General features: G+C 65.5%; 24 protein-coding genes. 4 read left to right on the plus strand and 20 right to left on the minus strand.

What is annotated here, in order from left to right; all coding sequences use genetic code 11:
• Positions 1-80 precede the first annotated feature (80 nt).
• On the plus strand, positions 81-758 hold the full coding sequence (locus tag SLQ31_RS01155; RefSeq protein WP_319428911.1) for an SDR family oxidoreductase: 678 nt from the start codon (positions 81-83) through the stop codon (positions 756-758).
• On the opposite strand, the gene SLQ31_RS01160 is transcribed toward SLQ31_RS01155, so the two are convergent.
• The 11 genes from SLQ31_RS01160 to SLQ31_RS01210 all read right to left on the minus strand — a co-directional run bounded on the left by SLQ31_RS01160 (position 755) and on the right by SLQ31_RS01210 (position 14,121).
• Positions 755-1,960: an FAD-dependent monooxygenase gene (locus tag SLQ31_RS01160; RefSeq protein WP_319428912.1), complete on the minus strand. Its 1,206-nt coding sequence runs from the start codon at positions 1,958-1,960 to the stop codon at positions 755-757. The two genes, SLQ31_RS01155 and SLQ31_RS01160, sit on opposite strands and share 4 nt — an antisense overlap.
• A gap of 28 nt (positions 1,961-1,988) precedes the next feature.
• Positions 1,989-3,635: a peptide chain release factor 3 gene (locus SLQ31_RS01165; RefSeq protein WP_319428914.1), complete on the minus strand. Its 1,647-nt coding sequence runs from the start codon at positions 3,633-3,635 to the stop codon at positions 1,989-1,991.
• 55 nt (positions 3,636-3,690) lie between these two features.
• Positions 3,691-4,896, minus strand: coding sequence for a C39 family peptidase (locus tag SLQ31_RS01170; RefSeq protein ID WP_319428916.1), 1,206 nt, complete (start codon positions 4,894-4,896; stop codon positions 3,691-3,693).
• 55 nt (positions 4,897-4,951) lie between these two features.
• Positions 4,952-6,103, minus strand: a complete 1,152-nt coding sequence (locus tag SLQ31_RS01175) for a C39 family peptidase (RefSeq protein ID WP_319428918.1) — start codon at positions 6,101-6,103, stop codon at positions 4,952-4,954.
• A gap of 150 nt (positions 6,104-6,253) precedes the next feature.
• Positions 6,254-7,468 carry a C39 family peptidase gene (locus SLQ31_RS01180; protein WP_319428920.1) on the minus strand — a complete coding sequence of 405 codons (1,215 nt, stop codon included), beginning with the start codon at positions 7,466-7,468 and terminating at the stop codon, positions 6,254-6,256.
• 56 nt (positions 7,469-7,524) lie between these two features.
• The gene (locus SLQ31_RS01185) at positions 7,525-8,694 is read right to left on the minus strand and encodes a C39 family peptidase (protein ID WP_319428922.1); all 1,170 of its coding nucleotides are present in this window, start codon (positions 8,692-8,694) and stop codon (positions 7,525-7,527) included.
• Between the two features lie 154 nt (positions 8,695-8,848).
• Positions 8,849-9,394: a GNAT family N-acetyltransferase gene (locus tag SLQ31_RS01190; RefSeq protein WP_319428924.1), complete on the minus strand. Its 546-nt coding sequence runs from the start codon at positions 9,392-9,394 to the stop codon at positions 8,849-8,851.
• Positions 9,395-9,420: 26 nt separating this feature from the next.
• Positions 9,421-9,912 carry a hypothetical protein gene (locus SLQ31_RS01195; RefSeq protein ID WP_319428926.1) on the minus strand — a complete coding sequence of 164 codons (492 nt, stop codon included), beginning with the start codon at positions 9,910-9,912 and terminating at the stop codon, positions 9,421-9,423.
• 141 nt (positions 9,913-10,053) lie between these two features.
• Complete coding sequence (locus tag SLQ31_RS01200; RefSeq protein WP_319428927.1) at positions 10,054-12,945, minus strand: MMPL family transporter; 2,892 nt, start codon at positions 12,943-12,945, stop codon at positions 10,054-10,056.
• Positions 12,942-13,346, minus strand: a complete 405-nt coding sequence (locus SLQ31_RS01205) for an MmpS family transport accessory protein (RefSeq protein ID WP_319432730.1) — start codon at positions 13,344-13,346, stop codon at positions 12,942-12,944. The genes SLQ31_RS01200 and SLQ31_RS01205 overlap by 4 nt, the downstream gene beginning before the upstream one ends.
• Positions 13,347-13,512: 166 nt before the next feature.
• On the minus strand, positions 13,513-14,121 hold the full coding sequence (locus tag SLQ31_RS01210; protein WP_319428929.1) for a TetR-like C-terminal domain-containing protein: 609 nt from the start codon (positions 14,119-14,121) through the stop codon (positions 13,513-13,515).
• Positions 14,122-14,185: 64 nt separating this feature from the next.
• On the opposite strand from SLQ31_RS01210, the gene SLQ31_RS01215 reads away from it, so the two are divergent.
• The 3 genes from SLQ31_RS01215 to SLQ31_RS01225 are packed head-to-tail and all read left to right on the plus strand — an operon-like array spanning position 14,186 to position 18,055.
• Positions 14,186-16,549, plus strand: a complete 2,364-nt coding sequence (locus tag SLQ31_RS01215) for a sulfatase-like hydrolase/transferase (protein ID WP_319428930.1) — start codon at positions 14,186-14,188, stop codon at positions 16,547-16,549.
• Between the two features lie 40 nt (positions 16,550-16,589).
• Positions 16,590-17,291: a L,D-transpeptidase family protein gene (locus tag SLQ31_RS01220; RefSeq protein ID WP_319428932.1), complete on the plus strand. Its 702-nt coding sequence runs from the start codon at positions 16,590-16,592 to the stop codon at positions 17,289-17,291.
• The gene (locus tag SLQ31_RS01225) at positions 17,288-18,055 is read left to right on the plus strand and encodes a DUF1906 domain-containing protein (protein ID WP_413641493.1); all 768 of its coding nucleotides are present in this window, start codon (positions 17,288-17,290) and stop codon (positions 18,053-18,055) included. Before SLQ31_RS01220 ends, SLQ31_RS01225 begins: the two co-directional genes overlap by 4 nt.
• Here the strand turns inward: SLQ31_RS01225 and SLQ31_RS01230 are convergent, their stop codons facing one another.
• The 9 genes from SLQ31_RS01230 to SLQ31_RS01270 all read right to left on the minus strand — a co-directional run bounded on the left by SLQ31_RS01230 (position 18,056) and on the right by SLQ31_RS01270 (position 26,899).
• The gene (locus SLQ31_RS01230; protein WP_319428933.1) at positions 18,056-18,709 is read right to left on the minus strand and encodes a nitroreductase; all 654 of its coding nucleotides are present in this window, start codon (positions 18,707-18,709) and stop codon (positions 18,056-18,058) included. It abuts the gene before it with no gap.
• Between the two features lie 16 nt (positions 18,710-18,725).
• Positions 18,726-19,658 (minus strand): NADP-dependent oxidoreductase, encoded by a 933-nt coding sequence (locus SLQ31_RS01235; RefSeq protein ID WP_319432734.1) that lies wholly within the window; start codon positions 19,656-19,658, stop codon positions 18,726-18,728.
• Between the two features lie 51 nt (positions 19,659-19,709).
• The gene (locus SLQ31_RS01240) at positions 19,710-21,476 is read right to left on the minus strand and encodes a hypothetical protein (RefSeq protein WP_319428934.1); all 1,767 of its coding nucleotides are present in this window, start codon (positions 21,474-21,476) and stop codon (positions 19,710-19,712) included.
• A 360-nt stretch (positions 21,477-21,836) separates the two neighbouring features.
• Positions 21,837-22,646 (minus strand): alpha/beta hydrolase, encoded by an 810-nt coding sequence (locus SLQ31_RS01245; protein ID WP_319428935.1) that lies wholly within the window; start codon positions 22,644-22,646, stop codon positions 21,837-21,839.
• Positions 22,647-22,677: 31 nt separating this feature from the next.
• On the minus strand, positions 22,678-23,463 hold the full coding sequence (locus SLQ31_RS01250) for an SDR family NAD(P)-dependent oxidoreductase (protein ID WP_319428936.1): 786 nt from the start codon (positions 23,461-23,463) through the stop codon (positions 22,678-22,680).
• Between the two features lie 29 nt (positions 23,464-23,492).
• Entirely contained in the window at positions 23,493-23,810 is a 318-nt protein-coding gene (locus SLQ31_RS01255) for an antibiotic biosynthesis monooxygenase family protein (protein WP_319428937.1), read from the minus strand.
• 197 nt (positions 23,811-24,007) lie between these two features.
• Positions 24,008-24,721: a cutinase family protein gene (locus SLQ31_RS01260; protein ID WP_319428939.1), complete on the minus strand. Its 714-nt coding sequence runs from the start codon at positions 24,719-24,721 to the stop codon at positions 24,008-24,010.
• A 112-nt stretch (positions 24,722-24,833) separates the two neighbouring features.
• On the minus strand, positions 24,834-25,556 hold the full coding sequence (locus tag SLQ31_RS01265) for an SDR family oxidoreductase (RefSeq protein ID WP_319428941.1): 723 nt from the start codon (positions 25,554-25,556) through the stop codon (positions 24,834-24,836).
• 32 nt (positions 25,557-25,588) lie between these two features.
• A complete protein-coding gene (locus SLQ31_RS01270) occupies positions 25,589-26,899 on the minus strand; it encodes an NtaA/DmoA family FMN-dependent monooxygenase (RefSeq protein ID WP_319428943.1) in 1,311 nt (436 codons plus the stop codon).
• Positions 26,900-26,907: the final 8 nt, after the last annotated feature.

Raw genomic sequence — 26,907 nt, forward strand, 5'->3', positions numbered from 1 at the left:
AAGTTAGCTGGGTCTAGCGGGATTAACTCAGCCTCCTCTAGGGTTGTGGCCATCAGGACTTGGGAAAAGGGAGAACTTCGATGACAGAACAGATCACCGCATTGGTAACCGGTGCCAACCGTGGATTGGGACGGCAGCTGGCCGCCGAGCTGGTCTCGCGCGGCGCCAAGGTCTACGCCGCAGCCCGCCGGCCGGAGACCGTCGACCTGCCAGGCGTGGTGCCGATCCAACTGGATATCACCGACCCGGCATCGATAGCCGCCGCGGCAGCTATCGCCGGCGACGTGACTGTGCTGGTGAACAACGCGGGCGTCTCGACAGGGGCAGATCTGCTCACCGGGCCGATGGATGACATCCGCTCGGAGATGGAAACCCACTACTTCGGAACGTTGAACGTCATCCGGGAGTTCGTGCCGGTCATCGAGAAGAACGGCGGCGGGTCCATCCTCGACGTGTTGTCGGTGCTGTCGTGGTACCACGCGCCTGCGTTCGGTGCGTACTCGGCGGCCAAGGCCGCTGGCTGGGCGATGACCGATGCACTACGAACTGAGCTTGCGCCCAGGGGAATTCACGTCGCGGCCCTGCATGTCGGCTTCATGGACACCGATATGGCCAGCGATGTCCCCGACGACCAGAAGATCTCCCCGGCGGTGGTGGCGAAGCAGGCCGTCGACGGACTCCTCGGCGGCCAGGCGGAGATCCTTGCGGACGACCTGTCGCGTCAGGTGAAGTCGGGGCTGGCCACCGCGAACAGCTAGGCCACCGGAGGGTAGTCAGGCAGGCGAAGACCGTCCGCGGCGCCGGTGGTAAATCGGTTGCCAAGCACCTTTGTGGTGGCTTTGCCCGCAGGACTGGCGACGATCCGGGCGGCTGCGTGAAGAGCTCGGATGCCGGCGCCGGTACGTGGGTTGGCGCGCCTGAGCACACTGCGCCGGATGACCGGTGACGCGTCGACGACGTGTGCGCGCATGAACTGCTCGTAGCGTGCGAGGGCGGTGCCGGCGTCGCCGGTGCGAGATAGTTCGCCGGCCAGCACGTAAGCCCCGATCATGGCAAGGCTGGTCCCGCCCCCACCGAAGGTCCCCGGGCAGAAGGCGGCGTCGCCCAGCAGAGCGACACGCCCCTTGCTCCAGACCGGTGCGAGCACTGTGCCGACTGCCGAGAAGTACAGCGAACGGCGCTGGTCCAGGTCGGCAAGGATGCGCGGGGCCAAGCCACCGACATCGGCGAAGGTCTTTCGCAGGATGGCGACCTGGTCGTCCTGATCCAAGTCGTCGAGTCCGCGAACATCCGACATGAAGGTCAACATGGCGCGGGTGGTGCCGAGGTTGTCCGGCCGCACGTGGACCGAACGAGACTCGGGTACGTGCTGCCAACCCCACCATTGGTCATCGGTGCCGCGGCGGGGGAGCGTCGCGTAGGCGACGTACATTCCCAGATCTTCGGCGTCAGCGGTCGTGACATACCGCCGGGAACGCGAATTCAGTCCCTCGGCGATGACGACAAGGTCGGCCTCGATAGACGCGCCGTCCCGCAGGTCGACGGTGACGTTATCGCCGTGGTCGGTGAGATCGGCTATCTGGGAATCGAATCGATAGTCGGTGCGATCGCTGGTGCGCTCGATGAGGATACGGGCGAGCTCTCCGCGCAAGATTTCGAATTCGGCTGTCGGCCCGTCCATTTCCCCGGTGGCACTCACCGGGAACGAGGCGACCGGAGACCCGTCGTCGCGCAGGAATCGCATCCCGACTTCGCCGGTATTGGCCGCGCGGATGGCATCTTCGATCCCCATGCGGCGCGCGATCTCGCGGGCGGCGCCGCGCACGTCGATGTTCTGTCCCTCATCGCGACGCTGAGAGAAGCGCTCAATGACGGTGGTGCGCCATCCGCGTTCGGCTAGGTGGTGGGCCAATGTGGGGCCGGCGATCCCGGCTCCGGAGATGACAGCGTGGCGACTCATGTCCCTCCAACGTAGCCGGGAAGCGGTCTCAGTCGTCTCCTGCCGCGACCAGCGGCCGCAACCGCACGGCGGGGTTGTCCTCCTGGAAGCCCTGCAGGCGCCACTTGGTGGTGAACAACGCCAGCATGACGCCGTCGGTTCGGGTGAGGACTTCCATCGACACCTGCTTCTCGACGAACGCCGCGTCGTCGGGATCGACGGCGCGGGCCACGGTGTAGGGCAGCCCCTCCAACGAGATGGGCGCGTTGAATTCGGCGGCCATCCGGTGGCTGGTGACCTCGAATTGCAGCGGACCGACGGCGGCGAGCACGGGTGCCTGATCACCGCGCCGGTTCGAGCGCAGAACCTGCACCACGCCTTCCTGCTCCAGCTGCTCGATGCCTTTGCGGAATTGCTTGTGCTTACTCGGATCGGTGCCACGGGCGACGGAGAAATGCTCGGGGGAGAAGCTCGGTATCGGCGGGAACTGCACGGGAACATCCCGGAACAGGGTGTCCCCCGGACGGAGGACGTTCGCGTTGGCCAGGCCGATCACGTCGCCTGGCCAGGCGTCGTCCAGTGTCGAGCGCTGCTGCCCGAACACCGACTGCGCGTACTTGGTCACGAAGGGCTTGCCGGTGGCGGCGTGGGTGAGGACGTCGCCGCGCTCGAATGTCCCCGAGCACACCCGGGCGTAGGCGATGCGGTCGCGGTGGGCCGAGTCCATGCCCGCCTGAACCTTGAAGACGAAGGCGCTGAACGGCGCGTCGACCGGCCGCACATTGCCGTCGACATCGACCTGTCCGCTGGGCGCGGGTGCGAGCCGAACCAGGTTGTCCAGGAGCTGGTTCACCCCGAAGTTCAGTGCGGCCGAGGTGAACAGGACGGGGGTCGTCACGCCCTGCAGAAAGAGTTCCTGGTCATGATCGCCGTCGTCGGAGGAGAGCAGGTCACACTCTTCGACCGCGTTGTCCCAGTCGATACCCGCGGCGTCGTGGCCACGGTCCGGTGCGATGTGCTCCTCGGGTGCGGCGGTGGCACCGCCGGCCGTGCGGGTGAACCGAATGAAGTTGCCGGTGCGGCGATCGAGAACACCTTTGAAGTCGCCCGCGATACCGACCGGCCACGTGAGCGGGGTGGGTTTGAGCCCGATGCGCGCCTGGATCTCGTCGAGCAGCTCGAGCGCGTCGCGGCCGGGGCGGTCCCACTTGTTGATCACGGTGAGGATCGGGAGGCCGCGGTGCTTACACACCTGAAACAGCTTGAGGGTCTGCGGTTCCAGGCCCTTGGCGGCGTCGATCAGCATGACGGCGCAATCGACCGCGCTGAGAACCCGGTAGGTGTCTTCGGAGAAGTCGGCGTGGCCCGGGGTGTCGAGCAGGTTGATGACGCAGTCCTGCCCGTCCGGCGAGCGGTAAGGGAACTGCAGTGCCGTCGAGGTGATGGAGATGCCCCTGGCCTGCTCCATCTCCATCCAGTCCGACACCGTCTTGCGTCGTCCGGCTTTGCCGTGGATGGCGCCGGCTTGCGTGATCACCCTGGCGTGCAGGACCAGCGCCTCGGTCAGTGTCGACTTACCGGCGTCGGGATGGCTGATGACGGCGAAGGTCCGCCGACGACCGGCTTCGGCCGCAAGACGCAGTGCCGCGGCCGTCCCGGTTGGAGGGGTGCGGATATCCAGGTCGTGATCGCTCATTACGTCGTCGATCGTATTTGCCGACGAGGGAAAACCTCTAATCGTGCAGTGCTGCTCAGGCTGCGATCGTGGCTTCTGCGGCCGGAGTGAGGTGGGCGGTGATGGTCTGGTAGTTGTTTGCCGCCCAGGCGCTCATGAACACGTTCATCTTGACTGCCATCCCCTGGCCCTTGGTCAGGAACGCACTGTCGTTGACGTACACGATGTTGTTGACCGTGTCGATGCCCAAGACGGTGATGGCGTGATTGGCCGTGACCACCCCGCCCGGCGCGGCGCTGCCCCAGGCGATATCGGCGTTAACCGTCACGATGACCGATTCTCCCGAGGTCAGCGCCGCTTTCATGTGGTCGATGGCGGCCGTGCCCTGACCCTTGGAGAACTGGGTCGACGTCGCCGTAATGCCGTGATTCTCCAGCAGTGCTAGCGCGTCGGCGTACGCGACGTAGGTGTCCGCATCCCGGTCGTAGATCATCTTGCCGGGTGTCACGGTGCTCGGGGTGGTGGTCGCCTCGACGGTGATCTGCTCTGCGGTCGGCATGTTGTCGATGCCCCGAAGTTGCCCGATCACCATGGCCGTGGACATCAGGACGCACCTGTTGGTGTTGCCCTGGGGGACGAAGTAGACCTCTTTGGCGGCCGGATTGCCGATGAGTCCGGGCGTATCGTCCGGCGGGATGTCCGGCTGCTGCGGCTGCCGGTTGGGGCCGATGATGGCCTCAAGGTCGTAGCGCAGGGTGGTCAGGTTGTCCTGGATGCCCTCGATCTGGTGCTTGACGAGCAGCTCGATGTTGCGACGCAGGGTGTCGAGGTCTCGGCGCACGCCGTTCAGACCCGCCACGATGGCCTGCTGCACCTGGGCCGGGCTGGGAATCCGTTGGGCCGGCGCCTGTTTGGCCGGTGTCTGTTTGGCCGATGCCGTGGGCGTGACCGTGGTCTCGCTGGCCGCGGGAGTCACCGCAGTCAAAGTGCTTGCCGCGGGCGGGGTGCGCTTGACGGTGCGCAGTTGCACCACCGGTGCCGGCGAGTCGTTGGAGGAGCTGATCGTTCGGGCCGGTTTGGGCTTGGCTGATGTGCCGGTCGAGTTCGCTGCGGCCGGCCGGTGCGTGCGGCTTGAGGCCGAGGAACTGCTGGTCGACGTGTGTCCCGCGTCATCGGGTGCGGCCGCCGCCACTGCGGCGCCGGCGCCGGAGGCGATCAGCAAACCGGCACCGACCGCGAATCCGAATGTCGTGATTCGCCCAGCCCGCTTTATGGAAGTCACGCCAGGCCCCCGTCCGTATCGTCGCGAATGAGAGTTATCAACGCAGAGTGGCCGGTCATGCAGCGATGGCTTCATCGGTGGCTTGCGCTGTGGCAGGGGCCAATTCGGCGATGATGGCCGTGTAGCGACTGGCCTGCCAGGCATCCAGGAAGTCTTCGATCGACATCGTCAGGTTCTGTCCCGCAGGATTCGCACCGTCGTTGAGGTAGACAAGATTCTTGGTGACGTTGATTCCGAGCAGCACCGCCTGGTGCTCGGTGACCCATGGTTCCAGGCTGGTCGGGTTGCTGGAGATGACCTTGCCGCTGATGCTCACGATGACCGAGTTACCTTGCGACAACGCGGTTTCAACTGTGTTCAGCGCCCGCTGCTGCTGGCTCTTGGTGTAGTAGACGGTCCGCACTTTGAGGCCGTGGGTCTCCATCAGCTGGACCGCGTCGGAGGCCCACACCCAATCGTAGGTATCTGTGCCCAGGTACATCTTCCGATCGGGTTGGGCGACGCTGTCGGTGTTCATGGCTTCGTCGATGATGCTCTGCGCGGTCACGGTCTGGCCCTTGAGCGCGCTGATCACCATCGCCGCGGCCATCAGGCTCGCGGTCTGGGCACCTCCGGCCGCCCAGTACTGGGCGTTGGCCAGGTTGCCGTAGATGATCTGCTTGTTGGGGTTGAAGACGCGCTCCAGGTCGATGCGCAGCACCACCAGGTTGTCCTGGAAGCCGACGATCTGGTTTTGGACGAGCACCTGGATCTTCTCGCGCAGCTCGTCGAGACTGCGGCGTACAGTGCCAAGACCTGCGACGACGGCCTGCTGGAATTCGGCCGGAGTGGGAAGTGCGGCAGCCCGTTTCGGTGCTGTCAGTTTGGCCGGGACGGCGGCGACGTCGTCGGTCGCGGGGACTGCGGGTGCACTGGCCGCCGCCGGCGTGCGCTTGCCGGTGTGCAGCTGCACCACCGGCGCCGAGGTGTCGCCGGCGGTGCTGACGGTCCGGGCCGGCTTGGGTTTGGTCGCCGTTTTGGTCGCGGGTCGCGCCGATCGGGCCGACGGTGATGAACTGCTCGACGCCGACGAGTTGCTTGACGCGTGCCCGGAGTCATCGGGGGCGGCCGCGGCCACCGCGGCACCAGCGCCGGAGGCAATCAGCAAACCGGCGCCGACCGCGAATCCGAACGTCGTGATTCGCCCAGCTCGCTTGATGGATGTCACGCCGGCCCCCGCCCACATCACCGCGAATGAGAATTATCGTTGCTGACAATAGCTGCGCGTCGCGGATCTAGTCCAGCATTATGTCCGGTTGCCGGAAAGTGGCAGACCCTGACAGCAGTTAATAGTTCAGCGATCAATTATCACCGCGGCCTAGGCCGCCAGTGCGGTCAGCGAGCTTGCCGTGGCCACGGCGGTGATGGTGGTGTACGAGTCGGCCGCCCACGCGCTCGTGAACACGTTCATGGAGATGGCCATGCCCATGCCCTTGGTCTGTTCCCAGGCGCTGTCATTGACGTAGACGACGTTCTTGTTCGTATCGATTCCCAGCACGGTGACCAGATGATCACCCTTGTATGCCGTGTCGGGAGCTCCGCTGCCCCAGATGATGTCCGCGTTGACCGATACGGCGACCGCGTCACCCCGAGTCAGTGCCGCCTTGAGATTCGTCAAAGCGAGATCGCGTTGACCCCGGGTGTATTCGGTCGAGTTCGCGGTAACCCCATGCGTCTGCAGCAGCTGGAGCACATCGGTGGTGCTGACGAAGGTGTCCTTGACGCGGTCATAAATCGGCTTGCCGGGAGTCGAGTAACTCGGCGTGGTGGCCGCCTCGTTGACGATCTGTTCCCAGGTCGGCATCGTGTCGCGACCGTACAACTGGCCGATGAGCATCGCCGCCGTCGACAAGGCGCAGGTATTGGTCTGGCCTTGGTAGATGAAGTAGCCCTCCCTGCTGCGCGGCGTGCCGATTACTCCCGGTGTTTCATCCGCCGGGATATCGGGATTGGTCGGGCGACGGGCCGGCGCGATGATCGCGGCGAGGTCGTAGCGAAGAGTGGTCAGATTGTCGCGCAGGTCGTCGATTTGGTGCCGGATCAACAGCTCGATATTGCGGCGCAGGGTGTTGAGATCCTTTGCGATGTCCAGTGCCGCCTGCGGCGCCCGGGGTGGCGTCGGAATCCGTTGGGCCGAGGTCTGTTCGACCGAAGGAGCGGGAATCGAGGCGGGTTCCTCGCCTGCGGGGACGGACGTCGGCGCGGTCACCGCGGAGGCAGCAGACGTGCGCGTGCGGGTGTTCAGGTGCACCACCGATGCCGAGTGGTCGCTGGTGGCGCTGACCTTGCTCGTCGGCTTGGGTTTGGCCGGCTTGCTCGTCGCGGGTCGAGCCGATCGGGCCGATCGGGCCGACGACGATGTGCTGCTCGTTGCCGACGAGGTAGTGGTCGACGTGTGCCCCGACTCGTCGGGCGCGGCACTCGCGACCGCGGTTCCGGCACCGGCGGCGATCAGTAAGCCTGCGCCGACCGCGAACCCGAGAGTCGTGATTCGCCCGGCGCGCTTGATAGGTGTCCCCTTGATGGTTGTCATAGTGGCTCCGCCCGAATCACCGTGAACAAGAACAGCTGAGGCCGCCAGATTGGTGATCATGCGGCGATGGCTTCGGTCGCAGGCGACACAGTCTGCGTCGTGATTGGTGCCAACTCTGCGGTGGTGGTGCTGTAGAACGAGGTGCGCCAGGTGTCGATGAATTTGTCCAGCGGCATCGTCAGCTTCTGACCACCCGCAGGCAATGCACCGTCGTTCAGATAGACCACGTCGTTGGTGATGTCGATCGCGAGCAGCACCACCGGATGCTGTTCGATTGCCTGCGGCCCGGGATCGGCGACTGAGGTGGTCGGGCCTGTGATTGTCACGATGACGGACTTGCCTTGAGCCAACGCGGATTCAAGGGCGTTGAATGCTTGTCGTCCTTGATTGAGGTTGTAGTACGTCGTCGTCATCTTGATCCCGTGGTTTTCGGCCAGCTGGTACGCATCGGGCGCCCAAACATAGTCTGACGTGGTCGGACCGAGGTACATCTTGCGGTCTGGCCGAACCGTGCTGTTGGTGGCCATCGCCTCGGCCACCAAGGAAGCCGCGGTCACTGTCTCACCGGTGAACCGGTTGATCGCCATGGCCACGGCCATCAGGTAGGCGGTCTCGTCTCCCTGCGCCACCCAGTACTGGGAGTTGGCGGGATCGCCGTAGACAAGCGGCTTGTTGCTGAACACGCGCTGGAGATCGATGCGGAGATCCAGCAGGCTGTTACTGAAGCCGGTGATCTGGTTCTGCACGAGTGTTTCGATCTTCTCGCGGAGGTTGTCAAGGCTGCGACGTACGGTGCCGAGGCCATCGGCGATCGCCTGCTGGGCTTCGGCCGGAGTGGGAAGTGCGGGAGCGCGTTTCGGCGCCACCTGCTTGGCCACCACCACCGCCGCGGGGCCGGCGGCGATGTCGTCAGCCGCGGAGACTGCGGGTGCGCTGACAGCAGCCGGCGCGCGTTTGGCGGTGTGCAGCTGCACCACCGGCGCCGAGTGGTCGCTGCGGGCGCTCACCGTGCTGGCCGGCTTGGGCTTGGCTGTCGTGCCGGTCGAGGGGCGGGCCGATCGGGCCGACGATGATGCGCTCGACGCCGTGGAACTACTCGAGCCGTGTCCGGAATCGCCGGGGGCGGCAGTCGCCGCCGCGGCGCCGGCGCCGGAGGCGATAAGCAAACCGGCGCCGACGGCGAACCCGAAGGTCGTGATTCGCCCAGCCCGTTTGATGGAAGTCACGTTGGCCCCCGCCCACATCGCCGCGCATGAGAATTATCGGCGCTGACAATAGCGGCACATCGCGTAGCTAGTCCAGCTTTGTATCGGTTGCTACCCGCTGCGACTACCCGGGCCGCAGTTAACAATTCGTGACGCGCGCACGCCGAGCATGCGTCTACCAGAGATCGCCCACGCGCCAGTCGCAGATCAACGGTGATGATCCCGAGAGCCGCTGAGCACTGGTACCGGTGGTCGGCAAGACGAAGATCCGATCGTCCGGGTGGTAGGTGTCGATCACTCCGTCGGGGGTGTCGGCTTGAGTGTGTCCGGTCCACGGTTGCCAGCCCCGGGCAGCGTAGAACGGTGCCGCGCTCTCGACTGCGTTGAGAGCACCGAGCTGATGCTGCGCGCGGATGAGTGCTTCGGCGTGATCCATCACGAGCCGCCCCACGCCGCGGCCTTGTTGGTCGGCGCGAACAGCGACACTTTCGACGTACCCGGTAGCGAAGGCGTCAGTGCCGTAGCGCAGGGTGCGAGTCACCACCGAGGCGTGCGCAAGTAGGCCTTCGTTCTCGGTGATCAGCACGTGCACGCCGTCGACACCGTGGAGCCAGTCATGGGTACGGAAATTGGCTCCGAATGCCGCTCGGACCAACGCCTCAGCGGCATCCATGTCGCGTTGAAGCAGGTCGCCGCGCTCGGCGATCACGACATCCGTCACCGGGCCAGAATGCCACGCGCTGAGCGTCAGACCCTGGAGGCAGGCTGCGGTACGCGTTTCAGCGGCGTGCGAGGGGGCTTGCTGGGCACGGCCTTGATGGCCGTGCTGCGGGTCTGGCGCGCCAGACGGCGGTCAGCCCGCTGAATCCTGCGGTCTAGTACCCGCAGGTCACGGTCAGTGAGCGCGCGATTCCGGTGGACCAGAAGATCGAGCTGTTGCCAGCTCAGTCCGTCGAGGTCGCCGTCGGCGTCGTGGGTGGCAACGACGATCGCGCCGGGCAGCAGTGGCACCGATTTCGCCGTGAATTTCGTTGTTGCCAAGAATAATTCAGTAGCACGCTCATTCACCCGGCTCTGGCATCCCGGTCGTGACGGGCTGAACCAGAAGTCGAACTGCCGGTCGGTGCTGGTCAGGCAGTGCAGTTGGTGATCTTGGATCAGTAGATCGATATCGGCCTTGGTGTAGGCACGGGTCTCATAAACGGGGCCGTTGGTGCTGAAGTAAAGGACTGTATTCATAGTGGTATTCCATCCGCGTCTTTCTTCGCTGGTCAGGGAGGTGCAGATGCATCAGCACCTGTTACTAAAGTTACCCATGTTGCAACTGGGACAAACATCGGTATCGATGTGGAAACAATGTGTTTTGGCTGACAACGCCCTTTACAGCTTGGCGTCGTCTTCCCAAAGCAGCAGTTGGCGCACGGATTCGCGGGTGCCATAGGGGCGCAACATCGCGCTGGCCGGCCGTGGTCGCACGCGCAGTGGCCACCAGAACCAACGGCCCAGCAGCGCAGCGATCGACGGGGTCATGAACGACCGCACGATCAGCGTGTCGAACAGCAGACCCAGACCGATGGTCGTGCCGATCTGGCCGAGCACCAACAGGTCGCTGAAGATGAATGAGGCCATGGTGAAGGCGAATACCAGGCCGGCGGCGGTGACGACGCCACCGGTGCTGGCCATCGCGCGGATGATGCCGGTGTTGAGCCCGGCGCCGATCTCCTCCTTGAACCGGGATATCAGCAGCAAGTTGTAGTCCGATCCCACCGCCAGCAGCAGGATCACGGCCAGTGCCAATACGACCCAGTACAGCGGCATACCGAACAGGTACTGCCAGACCAGAACTGACAGTCCGAATGAGGCGCCAAGCGACAATGCCACCGTGCCCACGATGACCACCGCGGCGACGATGCTGCGGGTGATGAACATCATGATGAGCAGGATCAGGCTGAGCGCGGCGACCCCGGCGATCACCAGGTCGTACTTGGCCATGTCCGCGATGTCTTTATAGGTCGACGCCGTGCCGCCGATATAGATGCTCGAGCCGGCCAGCGGAGTCCCCTTGATCGCCTCCTGCGCCGAGTGCCGCATCGCATCGATATGCGAAAGCCCCTCGGGCGTAGCGGGATCCACGTCATGGGTGATGATCATCCTGGCGGCCTTGCCGTCGGGGGAGAGGAACAGCTTGAGCCCGCGCTGGAACTCGGGGTTACTGAAGGCTTCCGGCGGGACGTAAAACGAGTCGTCGGTCTTGGCGGCGTCAAACGCCTGACCGAGAGCCGTCGCGTTCTGCAGCGCGGCCGCGGACTGGTCGTAGAGGCCCGACTGGGTGGCGTAGTTCGTCATCGTCAGGTCGCGGTTGGCTTGCTGACTGTCGATGTTCTGCGGGATCAGGGCGAGCAGCTTCGGCTGCAGCGCATCCAGCTTGTCCAAACTCGCTGTGACATTGGCTAATTGGTCCGTCAGCGCGTCGATGCCGTCGAGAGCGTCAAAGACCGATCGCAGCGCGGCGCAGGCCGGAATATCGAAACAGTGTGGCTCCCAATAGAAATAATTACGGAGCGGTCGGAAGAAGTCGTCGAAGTTGGCGATCTTGTTGCGCAGGTCCTGGGCTACCTCGACGGTTTTGTGAAACGCCTCGACCTGCTCGTGCGTGGCCTCGGAACTCTGCTGCTGCAGGGCGTACTGCTGGCGCAGGATATTGATCGACGTGTCGATCTCGCTCACCTGCTTGACCAGGTCGGCGGCCCGGGCCTGCTGGAACGGCAGGTTGTTAATCTGTCCGAGGCTGCCCGCGCTGATCTGAAATGCCAGCGAGGTGTGGTCCAACGGCGTTCCCAGTGGGCGCGTGATGGATTGGACCATCGCGATGCCGGGCGTGTGGAAGACGGCCTTGGCGACTCGCTCCAACAGGATCATGTCGGTGGGATTCCGCAGATCGTGATTGGTCTCGATCATCAGCAGCTCGGGATTGAGCCGGGCCTTGGAGAAGTGCCGCTCGGCAGCCGTGTAGCCGACGTTGGAAGGGGCATCGCCGGGCATGTAGGCGCCGACGTCGTAACTGGTCTTGTAGCCGGGCAGGGCCAGCAGACCGATCAGTGCGATCGCCAGGGAGACAACGAGGATCGGACCGGGCCAGCGCACGATGGCCGTGCCGATGCGCCGCCAGCCGCGGGTCTTCGCACGGCGTTTGGGATCCATCAGCCCGAAGTGGCTGCCGATGGTCAGCACGGCGGGGGCCAAGGTCAGCGCGGCGATCAGCGCGATGAAAACCCCGATCGCGGCCGGGATGCCGAGGCTCTGAAAGTAGGGGTTCCGGGTGAAATTCAAGCAGAAGACCGCGCCGATGATCGTCAGGCCCGAACCCAGAATGACGTGTGAGGTGCCGCGGTAGGTGTCGTAGAACGCGGTCTGCCGGTCGACACCCGCCGACCGCTCTTCGTGATAGCGGCCGACGAGGAAGATCGCGTAGTCCGTGCCGGCGGCGACGACCAATAGCGTGAGGATGTTGGTCGAGTACGTCGAGAGTCCGATGAATCCGGAGTTGGCCAGCCACGCCACTATCCCTCGGGCCGCGGACATTTCGATGAGGACGGTGATCAGCATCAAGAGCATCGTGACCAGCGAGCGGTAGACGATCAGCAACATGAGTGCGATCACCCCGATGGTCAACAGGGTGACCTTCGTGGTGCCCTTGTCGCCCGTCTCGAATTGGTCGGCGACTTGCGGTGCCGCACCGGTGACGTACGCCTTGACGCCGGGCGGTGCCGGGGTGTGGTCGACGATGTCGCGGACGGCGTCGACGGAGGCCAATGACAGCGCTTCGCCTTGATTGCCGGATAGGAATACCTGAACGTAGGCGGCCTTGCCATCGGGGCTTTGCGCTCCCGCCGCTGTCAGCGGATCTCCCCAGAAATCCTGGACGTGCTGGACGTGCTTGTGGTCGGCCTCGATGCGCTGGATCAGGTTGTCGTAGTACAGATGAGCGTCGGCTCCGAGTGGCTGCTGGCCCTCCAGCACGATCATCGCCGCGCTGTCGGAATCGAACTCACCGAAGACCTTGCCGATCCGCTGGAACGCCTGCAGCGACGGCGCGTCGGGTGAGCTCAATGCCACGTTGTGGGCTTCACCGACGACTTCGAGCTGCGGAACGAGCGCATTGGACAGTGCCGCGATGACGAGCCAGACCAACAGGATCGGCGCGGCGAGCGTCCGGCACGCTCGCGCTGCCCGGTGCGTGAACGAGCGGTCGGTGACCTGCTGCTCGCTCATCCGGACTTGTCCAGGCAATAGGTGAAGGCGTTCAACGTGTTGACCGATCTTTCGTCTTTCACTACGTCGTCGATCTTGATACGGCAGCCGAGCGAATCACTGTCGCCCTGGGCGGCGACGTTGACGAAGACCGCCGGCTGGGTGGTGGTGGTGTCGTACGACCAGGGCAGCGACACCGCATCGGCACGCTGTGGTTGGGCGTTGACGTCGGTGTAGGTGATCGTCGCGACGGTGCCCGGCGGGCCGAAGACCTCCATGACCACGCGCTTGGGATTGAACGGGACGATGTCGTTGCCGGCGCCGCTTGGCGTGGACGTGACGTCCTCCGCACCGAAGATCGCGTGCAACCGGTACACGGCGAGCCCCGCCGCGGCCACCACTGCCACCGCGACCAACAACATCCAACCCCGCCGGGCCAGCGATCCGATCGGAAACCTGTGCACCCGTAGGCCTTTCGATAACCGACGACACGAACACTGGGCGGGGGAGCGATCGGTTCCCGGGCGGCCGGGATCGCTTGTTCTAGACGGTACGGTACGGTACTGGTCTCATTGGGGCAAGGGTTCCCTAGGTCAGCGGTCTGGTGAGGCTGGGGATGAGGACGTTGTCGACGAAGGCTTGCACGGTCGTCTGATTCGGCGGGTGGTTGGGCAGGATCGACCGGAAGATCAGGTAGCCGGGCAGCAGGTCCCAGAGTTCCTCGGTGATCGCGGCAGCCTGAATTTCACCCCGGTCGACGGCGTGCTGCAACACCAACGCGATCAACGCCTTGCGCTGGTCGAGGAACTGGTGCTGCATCGCGTCGCGCAGTGCCGGATCGCGGGACACCTCGACCATCACCGCACGCATGGTGGCGGAGTGTTGGGTGGCATGCGCGGTGATCACCTCGCCGAGACGCAGCAGATCGCCTCGCAGCGTCCCCGTGTCGGGGACCACCGCCACCTGGCGGCAGCCCTCGATGAAGGCGGCCAGAACCAGCTCACCCTTCGACGGCCAGCGCCGGTACACGGTCGCTTTGCTCGCTTTGGCTGTCGCCGCGACGGCGTCCACGGTCAGCCGCTCATACCCGTGCTGTTGCAACAGCTGCAGCGTCGCGGCCAGCAGTTCGGCCTCACGCGGCGACCACGGAGAAGACTCCGCTGGGGATTCGGCAATCCGGGTCACAGCGCCCACCATAGAGCGCAAGGGGCGGTACGGTCCAGGACAGTACCGACCCGGCATCCCTCAGGAGGACATCACTGTGGAGTTCCAGGGGAAGGCTGCCGGGTTTCAGGGAAAGATCGCCGAGGACATCCGGGACTCCGTGCCCGACTGGGGACCGTATCGCGGGGCGTCCGCACCCGAGGGCGCACCCAACGTCCTCTACCTGTTGTGGGACGACACCGGAATCGCGACGTGGGACTGCTTCGGCGGTCTGGTCGAGATGCCGAACATGCGGCGCATCGCCGACCGCGGCGTCCGGTTGACGCAATTCCACACCACCGCGTTGTGCTCGCCGACGCGGGCTGCCCTGCTCACGGGACGCAACGCCACCACGGTCGGGGTGTCCTCGGTGGTGAACATGACCGAAGGTTTCCCCGGACAGAACGGGCGCGTTCCGGCCGAGACCGCGTTGGTGTCCGAAGTGCTTGCCGAGCGCGGGTGGTCGACGTACGCGGTGGGCAAATGGCATCTCGCCCCACCGGAGGACTGCCATGCGGCCGGGTCGCGACGGTACTGGCCACTGAGCCGCGGCTTCGACCGCTATTACGGCTTTCTCGACGGCATGACCGACCAGTGGTACCCGAGCCTGGTCAGCGACAGCCGGCCGATCGATCCGCCGGCCACCCCGGAGCAGGGTTACCACCTGTCAAAAGACCTCGCCGACAACGCCATCGGGTTCCTGCGCGACCATCGGTCGTCGGCCCCGGATAAGCCGTGGTTCATGTACCTGTGCCCTGGTGCCGGCCACTCACCGCATCAGGTCGCCGCCGAATGGGCCGACAAGTACCGGGGCCGATTCGACATGGGCTACGAGCGCTATCGCGATATCGCCCTGGCCAACCAGAAGGCTCTCGGACTGTTGCCCGAGGACACCGAAGTGTCCCCGATGAATCCCTACGCCGAATGCACCAGTGTGGACGGGTCGCCCTGGCCCGAACACGACACCGTGACGCCGTGGGATTCGCTGTCCGACGACCAGAAGCGGGTGTCCTGCCGGATGGCCGAGGTGTTCGCCGGATTCCTCAGCTACACCGACGCGCAGATCGGCCGGGTCCTCGATTACCTGGAAGACACCGGACAACTGGACAACACGATCGTCGTCGCGATGTCCGACAACGGTGCCAGCGGTGAAGGCGGACAGTCGGGGACCCTCGATGAGTTCACTCCGATGCGTGGTGGGGTCGATTCGCCGCCCACCCTGGAGAGGTACGCCGAATTCGGCGGCCCCGGCACGAAGATGAACTACTCAAACGGCTGGGCGATGGCCTTCAATACGCCCTACAAGCTGTTCAAGCGTTATGCCTCCCACGAGGGTGGGATCGCCGATCCCTGCGTGCTGTCTTGGCCGAGCGGCTTGAGCTCGCGCGGCGAGGTGCGCGACCACTACGTCCACGTCAGCGATATCACGCCAACGGTCTACGACCTGCTCGGCATCGACGCACCCGAGCTCGTCAAGGGTATTGCCCAGGTGCCATTGGATGGAACGAGCTGTGCTGCCGCACTCCGTAATTCGGAATCACCCCCCGCCAAGCACACCCAGTTCTATTCGATGATGGGTACGCGCGGCATCTGGCATGACGGCTGGTTCGCCAACACCGTGCACCCGCCGACCGTGGCGTCGGGACTTCCGGGCTGGTCGAGGTTCGACCAGGATCGGTGGGAGCTATTCCGCATCGAGGACGATCGCAGTCAGATCCACGACCTGGCCGCCGACCATCCCGACAAGCTCGACGAGCTCAAGGCCTTGTGGCATACCGAGGCGCTGCGCTGCAACGGATATCCACTCAACGATCTGAGCGTGTCGGAACTTGTTGCCCGCGGGGTGGCCACTGCGACAGCGGCACCCCAGCGCGTCCGGTTCTACTCCGGCACACCCGCCGCCCACACCCCGCTGAGCGGGCTGATCCGTGGCCGCAGCTTCGCGCTTCGCGCGCCGGTGTCGATCGACAGCACTGATGCCCAAGGCGTGATCTTCTCGCAAGGCAGCCGGTCGGGCGGCCACGCACTCTACCTCGCCGGTGGCCGCGTGCACTACGTCGCCAACGTCGGTGGTGAGGAGCAGACCGTCACCTCAGATGTTCCGATTCCTCTGGGGCGGTGCGTGTTCGGCGTCTCCTTCACCCGGACGGGTCCAGGGCCGGGCCCACTCGAGGTGGTCGGTGACGTCGTCTTGACCGTGGACGACCGTGCGGTCGCCACCCTTGCCGGAATGCGGATGGCCGGCCTCGATCCCAAGCAGACCATCTCGGTTGGGCGCAGTGTCGCCTACTCGGTCTCGGCCGATTACGCCTCACCCAACCCGGTGCGCTCCTGTGTGGTCGACCACGTGACAATCGACTTCGCCGAGGCCGCTGAGCACCACCCCGATGCCGTCGCCGAATTGGGATATGCGCGGGACTGAGGCCGTTGGCTCACCGATAGGCACGCAGGTTGCGGTTACCATGAACCTGCTTTCAGCCGAGTCGATACCCGAGGTGCCCGTGAAATCGTTGAAGACACTGGCGAGCATCGGTGCGGTGTTGATGAGCGTGCCGCTGGCCGCCCCTGCCGCGGCGGAGCCCGCCGTCGCGACCATGCAGTGGATCGTCGTCGGGGTTCCGACCGCCAGCGCCACCACCGGCACGCTGACCGCCTTCCAGCGGGTGGGCCAGGACTGGAAGGTGGTGCTGGGCCCCACGCCGGCGAAGGTCGGTGAGCTCGGTGTCGGTGCTCCCGCCGATGGTGTCTACCGCACCCCGGCCGGAACCTTCGCGTTCGACCAGGCCTTCGGCCGCGAGTCCAACCCGGGCACCAAGATGCCGTATTTCCAGGCCACCAATCAGGACTGGTGGGACGAGGACGGTAAATCGCCGACGTACAACACCCATGTGCGCAGCTCGGGACAACCATCCGGGATCGCCGAGAACCTCTACGACTCCGGACCGGTCTACGACTACGCGGTGAACATCGCGTCCAATCCCCAACGCATTCCCGGCAAGGTCGCCGGGATCTTCCTGCACGTGACCAACGGCAGCCCCACCTGGGGGTGCGTCGCGATCGGACGCGAGGAGATGAAGTCGATCCTGAATTGGCTTGACCCCTCGGCGAACCCGCAGATCACGATCGGCGTCGGAGACCCGTCGTTGATCCCGGCCCAGTCGTGACACCGGCGGCGTCCCGGCGCGACGTATTCAAATACGCCGCCGCGGCGTTCGCCGGCATCGCCGCCACGGAAGTCCTCGGTGCCCCGAAGGCTTCCGCAGAGGGGTTGCGGCTCATCGATTTTGCGGTCCGACTCGTCTCACCGGAGCAGATCAAAGCCGCGGGCTTTGACGGCGCGTTGGTGTACGTGTCCGAACTGCGTCCCGGCGCGACATTCGATTTCAAGCCGGTCACCCGGGACTACACCGACGGGCTGATCGCGGCGGGTCTGCATGTCGTCAGCTGCTACCAGTTCGGCAAACCCGGCTGGCCAACGCCATCGGACTTCACCCGCGGCTTCGACGGCGGCGTGGCCGACGCGCAGACCGCACTGCGGCTGCACGGCGCGGCAGGGGGACCGGATTCCGCGCCGATCTTCTTCAGCGTCGACGAGGACATCGCCGCCGACGCATGGAAATCCACTGCAAGCCAATGGTTTCGCGGCATCAACTCAGTGCTGGGAGTCGAACGAACCGGAATGTACGGCGGTGCCCGCCAATGCAGCTGGGCCGTCGGCGACGGTGTCGTCGGGCACTCCACCACCCCGGGATATCGCTGGGTGTGGCAGACCAGGGCCTGGTCGGGTGGGGTGCGGGAGCCCGCCGCCGTGTTGTTTCAGCGCGAGGTCGTCACCGCGTCGGACCCGGGCCAGATCATCGACGGGGTCAGTGTCGACGTCGACGACGTCCTGGCCCCCGACTTCGGCCAGTGGGACCTGGCCCGCTGATCAACTGTCCTTGAAGACGAAGTTGTTCTCGAGCGGATTGCGCGGCACATCCAGCTCATTGCAGGCGAACTCGGGATCGGGGTAGCCGATCGAGACGCCACACAGGATGCGCATCTCCTCGCCGATGCCCAGGTGTTCACGCAGGACTTCGGGATAGCCGGCCACCGACACCTGCACGCAGCTGCCCAGCCCGCGTGCGGTGAGGGCGAGCAGGAAGGTCTGCAGGAACATGCCGACACCGATGGCGTCGACGGGGTCGAGATCGCGGTGCATGCACACGATGCCGGCCAGGGGAGCGCGGAAGAACTCCCAGTTACGCAGGACCGCAAGGCGTCTGGCTTCCGCGTCGTGGCGCGCGATTCCCATCGTCCCGTAGACCAGGGCGCCCAGTTCCCGGCGCCGATCGGCGAATGACTCCGGCAGTTCCGGCACATGTGGGGCGGCGATATCGGCTTGTTCGAGCAGGGCCTCGGCCAACCGGTCACGGGCCGGACCCGACGCGAAGACCACGTGCCAGGGCTGGATGTTGGAGTTGGACGGCGCGCGAATCGCCAGCTCCAGCGACTCCACCACCAACTCTTGCGGCACCGGCTTGTCGCGGAGAAACAACCGGATCGACCGACGATCGGTGATCGCCTTCTCGAGGTCGTGCATCGCATCCTGCCTTTGGTCAGTCGCGGACGATCAGGACAGTCTTGCCCGGACTGCGGTGTGGTCGCTGGCCGCTCTCGAATGCGGCGCGGCCATCCTGCAAGGGAAAAGTGCCTGCGATCGCGATGTGCATCGCGGCGGCGTCGACGAGTTCAGCGAGGTGGATCAGCTGCGGGCGGTCGGGGGTGACGATGAAGAACACGGCCTTGACGTCGAACGCCTCGGCCTTGCCGGGCGGTGGCGGTGCCGAGATAGTGACCAATCGCCCGCCGGGTCGCAGAATTTCGAAGGAGCGCTCCAGCGTCTGGCCGCCGACGGTGTCGATGACCACGTCGTATTCCGCGTCCGGACCGTCGAATTGTGCGGTGCGGGTGTCGATTACCGTCGTCGCCCCCAGTTCGGCCATCAGCTCGGCGACATCGCTACGGACGGTCGTGGTCACGTCGGCACCCAGCCGGGCGGCGAGCTGGATGGTCAGCGCGCCGACCCCGCCGGTACCGCCGTGGACCAGCACGCGCTCGCCGGGTTGGACGGCGGCGTGGTCGACCAGCGCTTGCCATGCGGTGAGGCCGGCGAGCGGCAGCGCGGCGGACTGCACGTGCGAGCACGTCGTGGGCCGGGCGGCCAGGCAGTCGACGGGCACGGCCACGTACTCGGCAGCGGCGCCGTCACGGTCGAACGGGATCAGCCCGTAGACCTCATCACCGACGGTGACATCGGTGACGTTCTGGCCGGTGCCCGTCACGACGCCGGACACCTCGTGCGACGGGATCGTCGGGGTGCGGTCGACGCCGGCACGAGTCCAGGTTTCGTCCCAGGTCAGCTCGTCGAACGTGATCGCCGCGGCGTGCACCTCGATGAGGACCTCGCCGGCAGCGGGCACCGGAACCGGTGCCCGCTCCACGACCAAGACCTCGGGTCCGCCGCGGCGGTGGGCCCGCAGCGCGGTCATGTCTGTCATAGTCGGAAGTCCTTCTGTGCAAGCCAATTCAGGTCGGGCCGACTAGATGGCGGCGGTGTCAAGCACGGCTACCCGGGTGACGTACAGCGACGTCAAGAGTGACCAGAAGTTCGGTTGAGTGTTGTCCGCCACGGTGGTGTCGTAGATCTTCGTGCCATCCGGGTTGAGCACCAGGTCGTAGGACTTCCAGCCATCGAGGGCTATCGCCGGGCCGAGGATCGCCGCGGTGACAGCGTCCAGTGCGATCAGCTGCCGCCGTTCGTCGGTGCTGTTGAGCAGGTAAACACGCCCGTCGCCAGGCCCGACGAGCACGTGGCCGATCCCTCCCGGCATATCGGCCGTACCGGTAACGACGCCTTCGCCGTTTATCACGACGAACTTGCTCGTGTTCGGATAATCGCCTGCGATGGTTGGCAGGTACACGCTGGAGCCATCAGCGCTAGCGACGAGCCTGCCGAACCCCGGCACACTCACCGGATCGCCGACCATGATGCCGTTGGATGTGTCGACGACGGTGACGAACGTAGGACCGGTGTAGGCGCCTGCTGCGACGAACAGGCGGTTGCCGCTCGGGTCGGGCACCAATGCGGTTGTCTCCCCGGTGGTGGCGCCGGGCAGAGCGAGGGTCCCGACGACGTCGCCGTTGCTCGTGTCGTAAACCGTCACCCGCGGAGACGAGTTCTCAGCGGTGATCACACTGACCCGAGATCCGTTGTCGCTGAACATCGGCGCGTAGACAGAGTAGATACTGGAGCCGTCGGCCGTTGCCGTCCACGCGACGCTGCCGTCGGTGAGATCGATATAGGTGATCGAGGTCGTCGTACCCAGTGTGACCGCCTGTGCGGCCCCGGTGCTGTCAGGGCTCATCACGACGCCCCCGGCCGCAGCACCCGTGAGAGTCACTCGACTGATGAGCGAGATGTCGGCGGCGTCGACTACCGCGATGTATACGGTTTGCGGCTTACCGTCCGCCAGGTTCGCGGTTTGAGTGGTCAGGCTCAACCGCGATCCGTCTGAGCTCAGGACGAGTCCGCCGACCACACCACCGCCGGACAGGATCAGCGGAGTGCCGGCGACGGTGCCGGTAGCGGTGTCGATCGCCGTGATGGTTTGGGTGAAGCCCACCGCCGAGGTGGCCTGGTAGAGGCGGCTGCCGTCGGGGCTGAGCACCGGGCCGCCGAAAGTCCATCCGGCGAACTTCACCGGTGTGCCGACGACGGTGGCGGTCGAGGTGTCAATAGTCGTTACGTAGGACGCGACGGCCGAGCCGCCACTCCACACCGTTGACGTCATGTACACGCGAGTGCCATCCGGACTGACGACGAGCGGTCCCGCGGGTTCGCCCTGGAAGTTAATCGGATGGCCGACAACGGCATTGGTCTTGGCGTCGATCACGGTGAGTGTCGAGTACGACGGCGAATGCCAGCCGAAAAAACCTGACGCGATGATCGGAACGGTGACTTGGTAGAGCTGCGTGCCGTCAGGGCTGAGCACCGTGCTCGGCGGGGCGTTGCTCAGGGCGAAGCCCGTCGGCACGCCGATCAGGCGTATCCCGGTGGTCTGGGGAAGAGTGATCGGCGGAATCAACTTTTCAAACACGTTGCGGAGCGGCGTGTTGTTCACCAACAGCACCGCTGCGCGCAGGATCGCCAGTTGTATCCCCCGGACCACCGCTACCGGATTGGGCGGCGGCGGCAGCGCCGTCGCGGCAGCGTGCACGCTGGCCGCCGGACTGGCGGCGATTGCCCGCCTGGACGGCAGGGGTGTCGACGAGCCCGTCGTGAGGCTGCTGAGCACCGAAAGACTCACGGGCGCAGAACTTTTAGCGGGCTTTGACACTGCAGCGGCCGAAGGCACGGCCCGCGCCCGCTGGACTGCTGGGGGACGCGCTTGCCGGACGTGCGCCGAGTCCGGGCGCTGGGTGTGTTGCGGTGACGAGCCGGTGGACGATGCAGTCCCGGTATCAGCGTCCGCGACGCCCGAACCCCCGGCGATCGCGACTCCGACACCGACAGCGCCTGCTGCCAGCCATGTGTACGGCTGCCGACGCGCCATTCATGTCTCCCCGGATTGTCGCCACTACTCGCGCGTCGAACGATAGCTCCCGAAGGGGCAGGAGACGGTCGATATGGCCGACGATCGACTGATCGCCGGCCATATCGGCCAACGTCAGAACCCCTTGCGCGCCAGCCAGTCCAGGGCGACATCGGCGACCTCACGCCAGCCGCTGTCGATGGTCAGCGAGTGACCCTTGCCCTCGAACTCGTGGAATTCGGTGTCCGAGCCACCCTTTTCGTACAGGCCGAACACCTCCTTGGTCACCTTGAGCGGAACGGTGTGGTCTTCGGTTCCCGACGTCAGCAGCAGCGGGCCCCGATCGACGAGGTGGGTGTCCACCTTGGCCGGCGAATCCTTGTGGAAGTTGGCGGTGGCGTCCTCGAACAGCGGACGGCCCGGGCCGGGAATCGTCCATTTGTCGTGCAGCTCGTCGGACTCCTGCTCGGTCAGGGTGTTGCCGAAGGCGTAGTGGAATTGCTTGTCGGTCAGGGACACGGTCCGGTGCTTGTTGGACGGGTTGCCGAGCACCGGGAACGCCGACCGCAGCTGCGCCCACGGCAGAGCCTTCACGCCCTTGATGGGCGCGGGGTCGATCGCGACGGCGGCGGCGATGTGGCCGGCAGCGAGGAGCTCCTGCGCGATGAGCCCGCCGAACGAATGCCCGACGACGACCGGCTTCACCTCGTGCTTGCCCCCCGCGTCGATGATCTCCGCGTAGTGGTTGACGATCTCGGTGATACCGATGTCGTTGAGGGCGTCGGCGTTGTCACGGGTGGCGGCGACAGTGTCGGAGTCTCCCGGCCAGCCCGGGGCCGAGACGGCGTAGCCGCGTTCGGCGAACAGCTCCAGCCACGGCTGCCAGGCGCTGGAGTGGATCCACAGGCCGTGGATGAAGATGACGGGATTGGGCTTGGTGCTCAAGTCGATCGGTTCCTTTCAGGGTTTTTCAGATCTACAGGGTGGTCACGTAGCCGCCGTCGATGCGGACGTCGGCGCCAATGATGTTGGCCGAATGCCCGCTGGCCAGGAACAGCGCGAGATCGGCGACTTCTTGGGCGGTGGTGAAGCGGCCGGTGGCCGAACCGGCGACCACGGAGTCCACCACCTGATCCGGGGTGGCTCCGCTGGCCGCGGCGAACTGCGCGGCGATGCCGCCCTCGGCCAGCCACAACGGGGTGGCGACCGGGCCGGGGCTGATCGTGTTGACCCGGATCCCATTGCGGCCGAATTCCTTCGACACACTCTTGGCGAAGTTGGCCAGCGCCGCCTTGGTGGCGCTGTAGTCGACGATGTTCCATTCCGGCAGCGTCGCGTTGACCGAACCGATGAACACGATCGAGCCGCCGCCACGAGCGAGGAGGTGCGGAACGGCCTCTCGGGTGGCCCGCACGGCGGACAGGAAATTCACCGACAACGAGGCCAGCCAGTCCTCGTCGGACACCGAAAGCAGCCCGTCGAAACGCGGCGTGACCGCTCCGGTGTTGTTGACCAGGATGTCGACGCCACCGCGTTGCGCTGCGGCGGCGACCAGAGCCTTCGGTCCCTCCGCGGTGGACAGGTCGGCGGCGATGAAGGTGGCCGAGCCGGCGGTCTCCAGTGCCTCTAGCTCGGGGCTGTTGTGTCGCGCACCAGCGATCACGTGAGCGCCCGCAGCAGCCAAAGTCTGGCTGATTGCCAGACCGATACCCTTGCTTGCGCCGGTGACGACGGCGATTTTGTCGGTGAGGTTGATATCCACGCTGATACTTTGCCTCACGATGCTGTGGCTTAGCGCTCCAATGTGAAGACCACGTCGTAGAGCCCGGGATGTGCCTGGCCGTAATCGGCATTGCGGTCCAAGAATCCCGCTGCGCGTAACCGTTCGATCACCCGCAGCGCCGCCTCGAGGCTGTCGCTTTGCGCGTAGTTCACCACGCGGGTGCCGTCCTGGCTGCGGTGCAGGCTGGCCGAGCGCCAGCCCGGCGTGGTGCTCGCGAATCGTGCTGCCTCTTCGAGTGATTCGATGAGCGGCTGCTGGCCACCCTCGGGCACGGTGAAGGTGTTGATCTGGGTGATGACTCCGGCGCCGGTTCGGATGAACGGCATGGTGACCTCCTGTTGGAGGCGCTGCGAAACCGGAGGTTCGACACGGCCCACCGCAATGCCCGCGCCAAGCCGCCGGCACGTCAGCGCCAGTTGCTTGCCGAGGGTCCGCTGGGCGGTACGGAGCTTCCTTGCGGAAGTGAGCGGGCTTACCGGGTGCCGCTCCTGGTCCTTTTCGACGCTTGCGAGACTACGCCCGCTCAGACGGTATGGCTCGGCGCGACGGACGGTGCGGCCGCAATGGCGTTGACGACGAACTCGGCGGCCTGATCGGTCATGCCGTTGCTCTTGTAGGCACTGTGCGCGGATCGGTCCAAGCCGCCGGGGAAGCACACCGGATCCCCGGAAGCGCACAGTTCGAGGGTCTTGGGCTCGTACAGCGCTCCGATGGTGATCGGCGGGGCACCGTGATCGGCCAGGCCGAGGACCCAGTCCGACGGTGTCCCGAACAACACCACCGCCGTGACGTGAGTCGCGACCGCAGGCGGCATCGGCCCGCTGATGCCCGTGGGTAGGACGAAGCCGGCCGGCACGGTCTCGGTAGTGGTGTAGCCGGCGACCGCCGCACCTTGCGAATAGCCGCCCAGCACAATCTTGGTGTCGGGGCAGCTGGCCGTCAGGGACTCGATCTCATTGCTGGCGTCGGCGACACCCTCGGCCGCTTGCTGGAAGTCCAGCGAGGCCGGGTAGCTGACCGGATAGACACCGATGGTGTCCTTGCCGTTCAGTCGGGCGGTCAGCGCGTCGACGAAGGCTTGGCCGGTGGCGCCGACTCCGGGCGCCTCGAAGGTGCCGCGGGCGAACACGACCTCGACATCGGGGCATGAATTATCCGCGGCGGCAACGGCTGTCGCCTGCGGTCCCATTAGTGCGGCGATCGAAATGCCTGCGGCGGCCAAGCTGTTGAGCTTCATGATCGTTCCTCCCGGGGCGGTGTCTTGCGCTGTTGCCCTAAGAGTCCCGCGAGCCGGTTGGCAGGCACATCGACGCTGGCCGCCAATCGGTGTACCGGCTAGCGGTAAGAGATCAGATGAACTGCTGGCCGCCGTCGATGTCGTAGGTGGCGCCGGTGAGCGCACCGTTGACCATCAGGTGCACCGCCAGCGAGGCGACATCCTCCGGGCCGACCACCCGCCCGATGGGAAGCGTGCTGCGTAGCTCGGCGCGGCGGTCGTCGAGCTGGTCGCCGAGCAGCGCGGCCGACAGCGGGGTGTCGACGAAGCCCGCCGCGATGAGGTTGACGCGGATCGGCGCAAGCTCGAGTGCCAGGGCCGCGGTGAACGGTGGCAGGGCCGCGGTGGCGGCTGGGACGATGCCCAGCCGGTGGTCGATGCGGCGACCGCCGGTTCCCCCCATCAGCACCAGTGAGCCACCCGGTCGCATCTTGGGTTTCGCGCTGCGTGCCACCTCGAGGCCAAGCACGACATGGGAGCTGAGCGCATCGCGGATATCGCTGGCAGACATCTCGAGCATCGGTCGATAGCTGGGCCCGCCAGCGGTGACCAGCACGTGGTCGACGGCGCCGGGTAATCCGTTGAAAAACGCGCGCAGCGCGTGGGAGTCGTTGGCGTCGAACGCCGCGCTCTGTCGGGCGCCGACATCGAGGGCGGCAGCTTGCAGGCGTTCCGGATTGCGTCCGGTCAGCACGACCTCGGCGCCGTGGGCGCGGGCCCGACGGGCGGTTTCGAGTCCGATGCCGGCGCTGCCACCGATCAGGACGACGGTCTGCCCGGCGAGTTCTTCGATCATCGTCCCTAAGTTACGTCGGTCACCGCCCCAGGTCAGTAGGACAGCAGGTTGTCCTTGAACAGGGCGTGGTCGTAGTGGGTGCGCACCAGGCCGCGGCGCTGCAACTCCGGCACCAGGCCGTCGACGACCTCGATGACGTACTTGCGGGTGAGCCGCATCCCCGGCGCGGTGATGAGGAAGCCGTCCCCACCCACTTCGGCCATCAATGCCTCGAGCTTGTCCGCGACCGTGCTGGGCGATCCAACCAGGGCGTCCTCGGTCGACAGATACGCCGCGGTCAGCTCTCGCAACGTCTTGCCGCTCCCGCGCTGAATGAACGCCTCCAGAGAGCCCTTCTCGCCGTTGGTCTCCAGATCATCCGGTAACGGCTTGTCGAAATCGAACTTGGTGAAATCGATCTCGACGATCGCGGCAAGGTGAGCCAGCGTCCGCTCGATGTAGTAGTCGTTGGTGACAATGCGATTGAGCTTCGCGCGGGCTTCCTCATCGGTGTCCGCGAGATGCGGAGTGATCAGGAACAGCACCTTGATCGAATCCGGATCGCGACCGTATTCGACTGCACGGCGGCGGATGTCGTCGCGGTAGTCAATCATCCCTTGCGGGTCGGCGGCCGTTCCGACGACGGTGTCGGCGTACTTGGCCGCGAAGTCCTTGCCCTGCGGCGAACCACCGGCCTGAGCGAGCACCGGGTGATACTGCGGCGACGGCACGGTGTTCAGCGGGCCGCGACTGCTGTAGTACTCACCCTTGAAGTCGATGGTGTGCACCTTGGTGTAGTCGGCGAAGGTGCCCGTCTCCCGATCGCGCACCACCGCGTCCGGCTCCCAGGAACTCCAGAGCTGGCGGACCAGGTCGACGTATTCGTGTGCGCGGGCGTAGCGCTCGTCGTGGCGGGGCAGCTGGTCGAGTCCGAAGTTCTGCGCCGAGCGGTCCTCGGCGGAGGTCACCATGTTCCAGCCGAGGCGCCCGCCGGTCAGGTGGTCCAGGGTGCTACACAGCCGCGCCAGCAGGAACGGCGGATAGAACGTCGAGGACAGCGTCACGACAAGGCCGAGATGCTTGGTGACGTTGCCCAACAACGGAACTAGCGGCGCAGGGTCATGCTTGGGGGAGTGCAGCGCGTGCTTGAGCTCACGCTCGAAGCTTCCGCCGTAGGTATCGGAGACCATCAGCTTGTCTTCGAGGAGAAGGTAATCGAACTTCGCGCGCTCGAGGTGCTGCACGAGTTCGATGTAGAAGTCTCCCGACCAGTCCGCACCGCCGGTGGAACCCCACTGCTCGTTCCATCCGTCGACGCAGAAGTTGGCAAACCAGCCCAGATGAAATTTGTTGGTACTCGTCACGTGATTCC

Source organism: Mycobacterium sp. RTGN5 (assembly GCF_033804465.1).
Taxonomy (GTDB): domain Bacteria; phylum Actinomycetota; class Actinomycetes; order Mycobacteriales; family Mycobacteriaceae; genus Mycobacterium.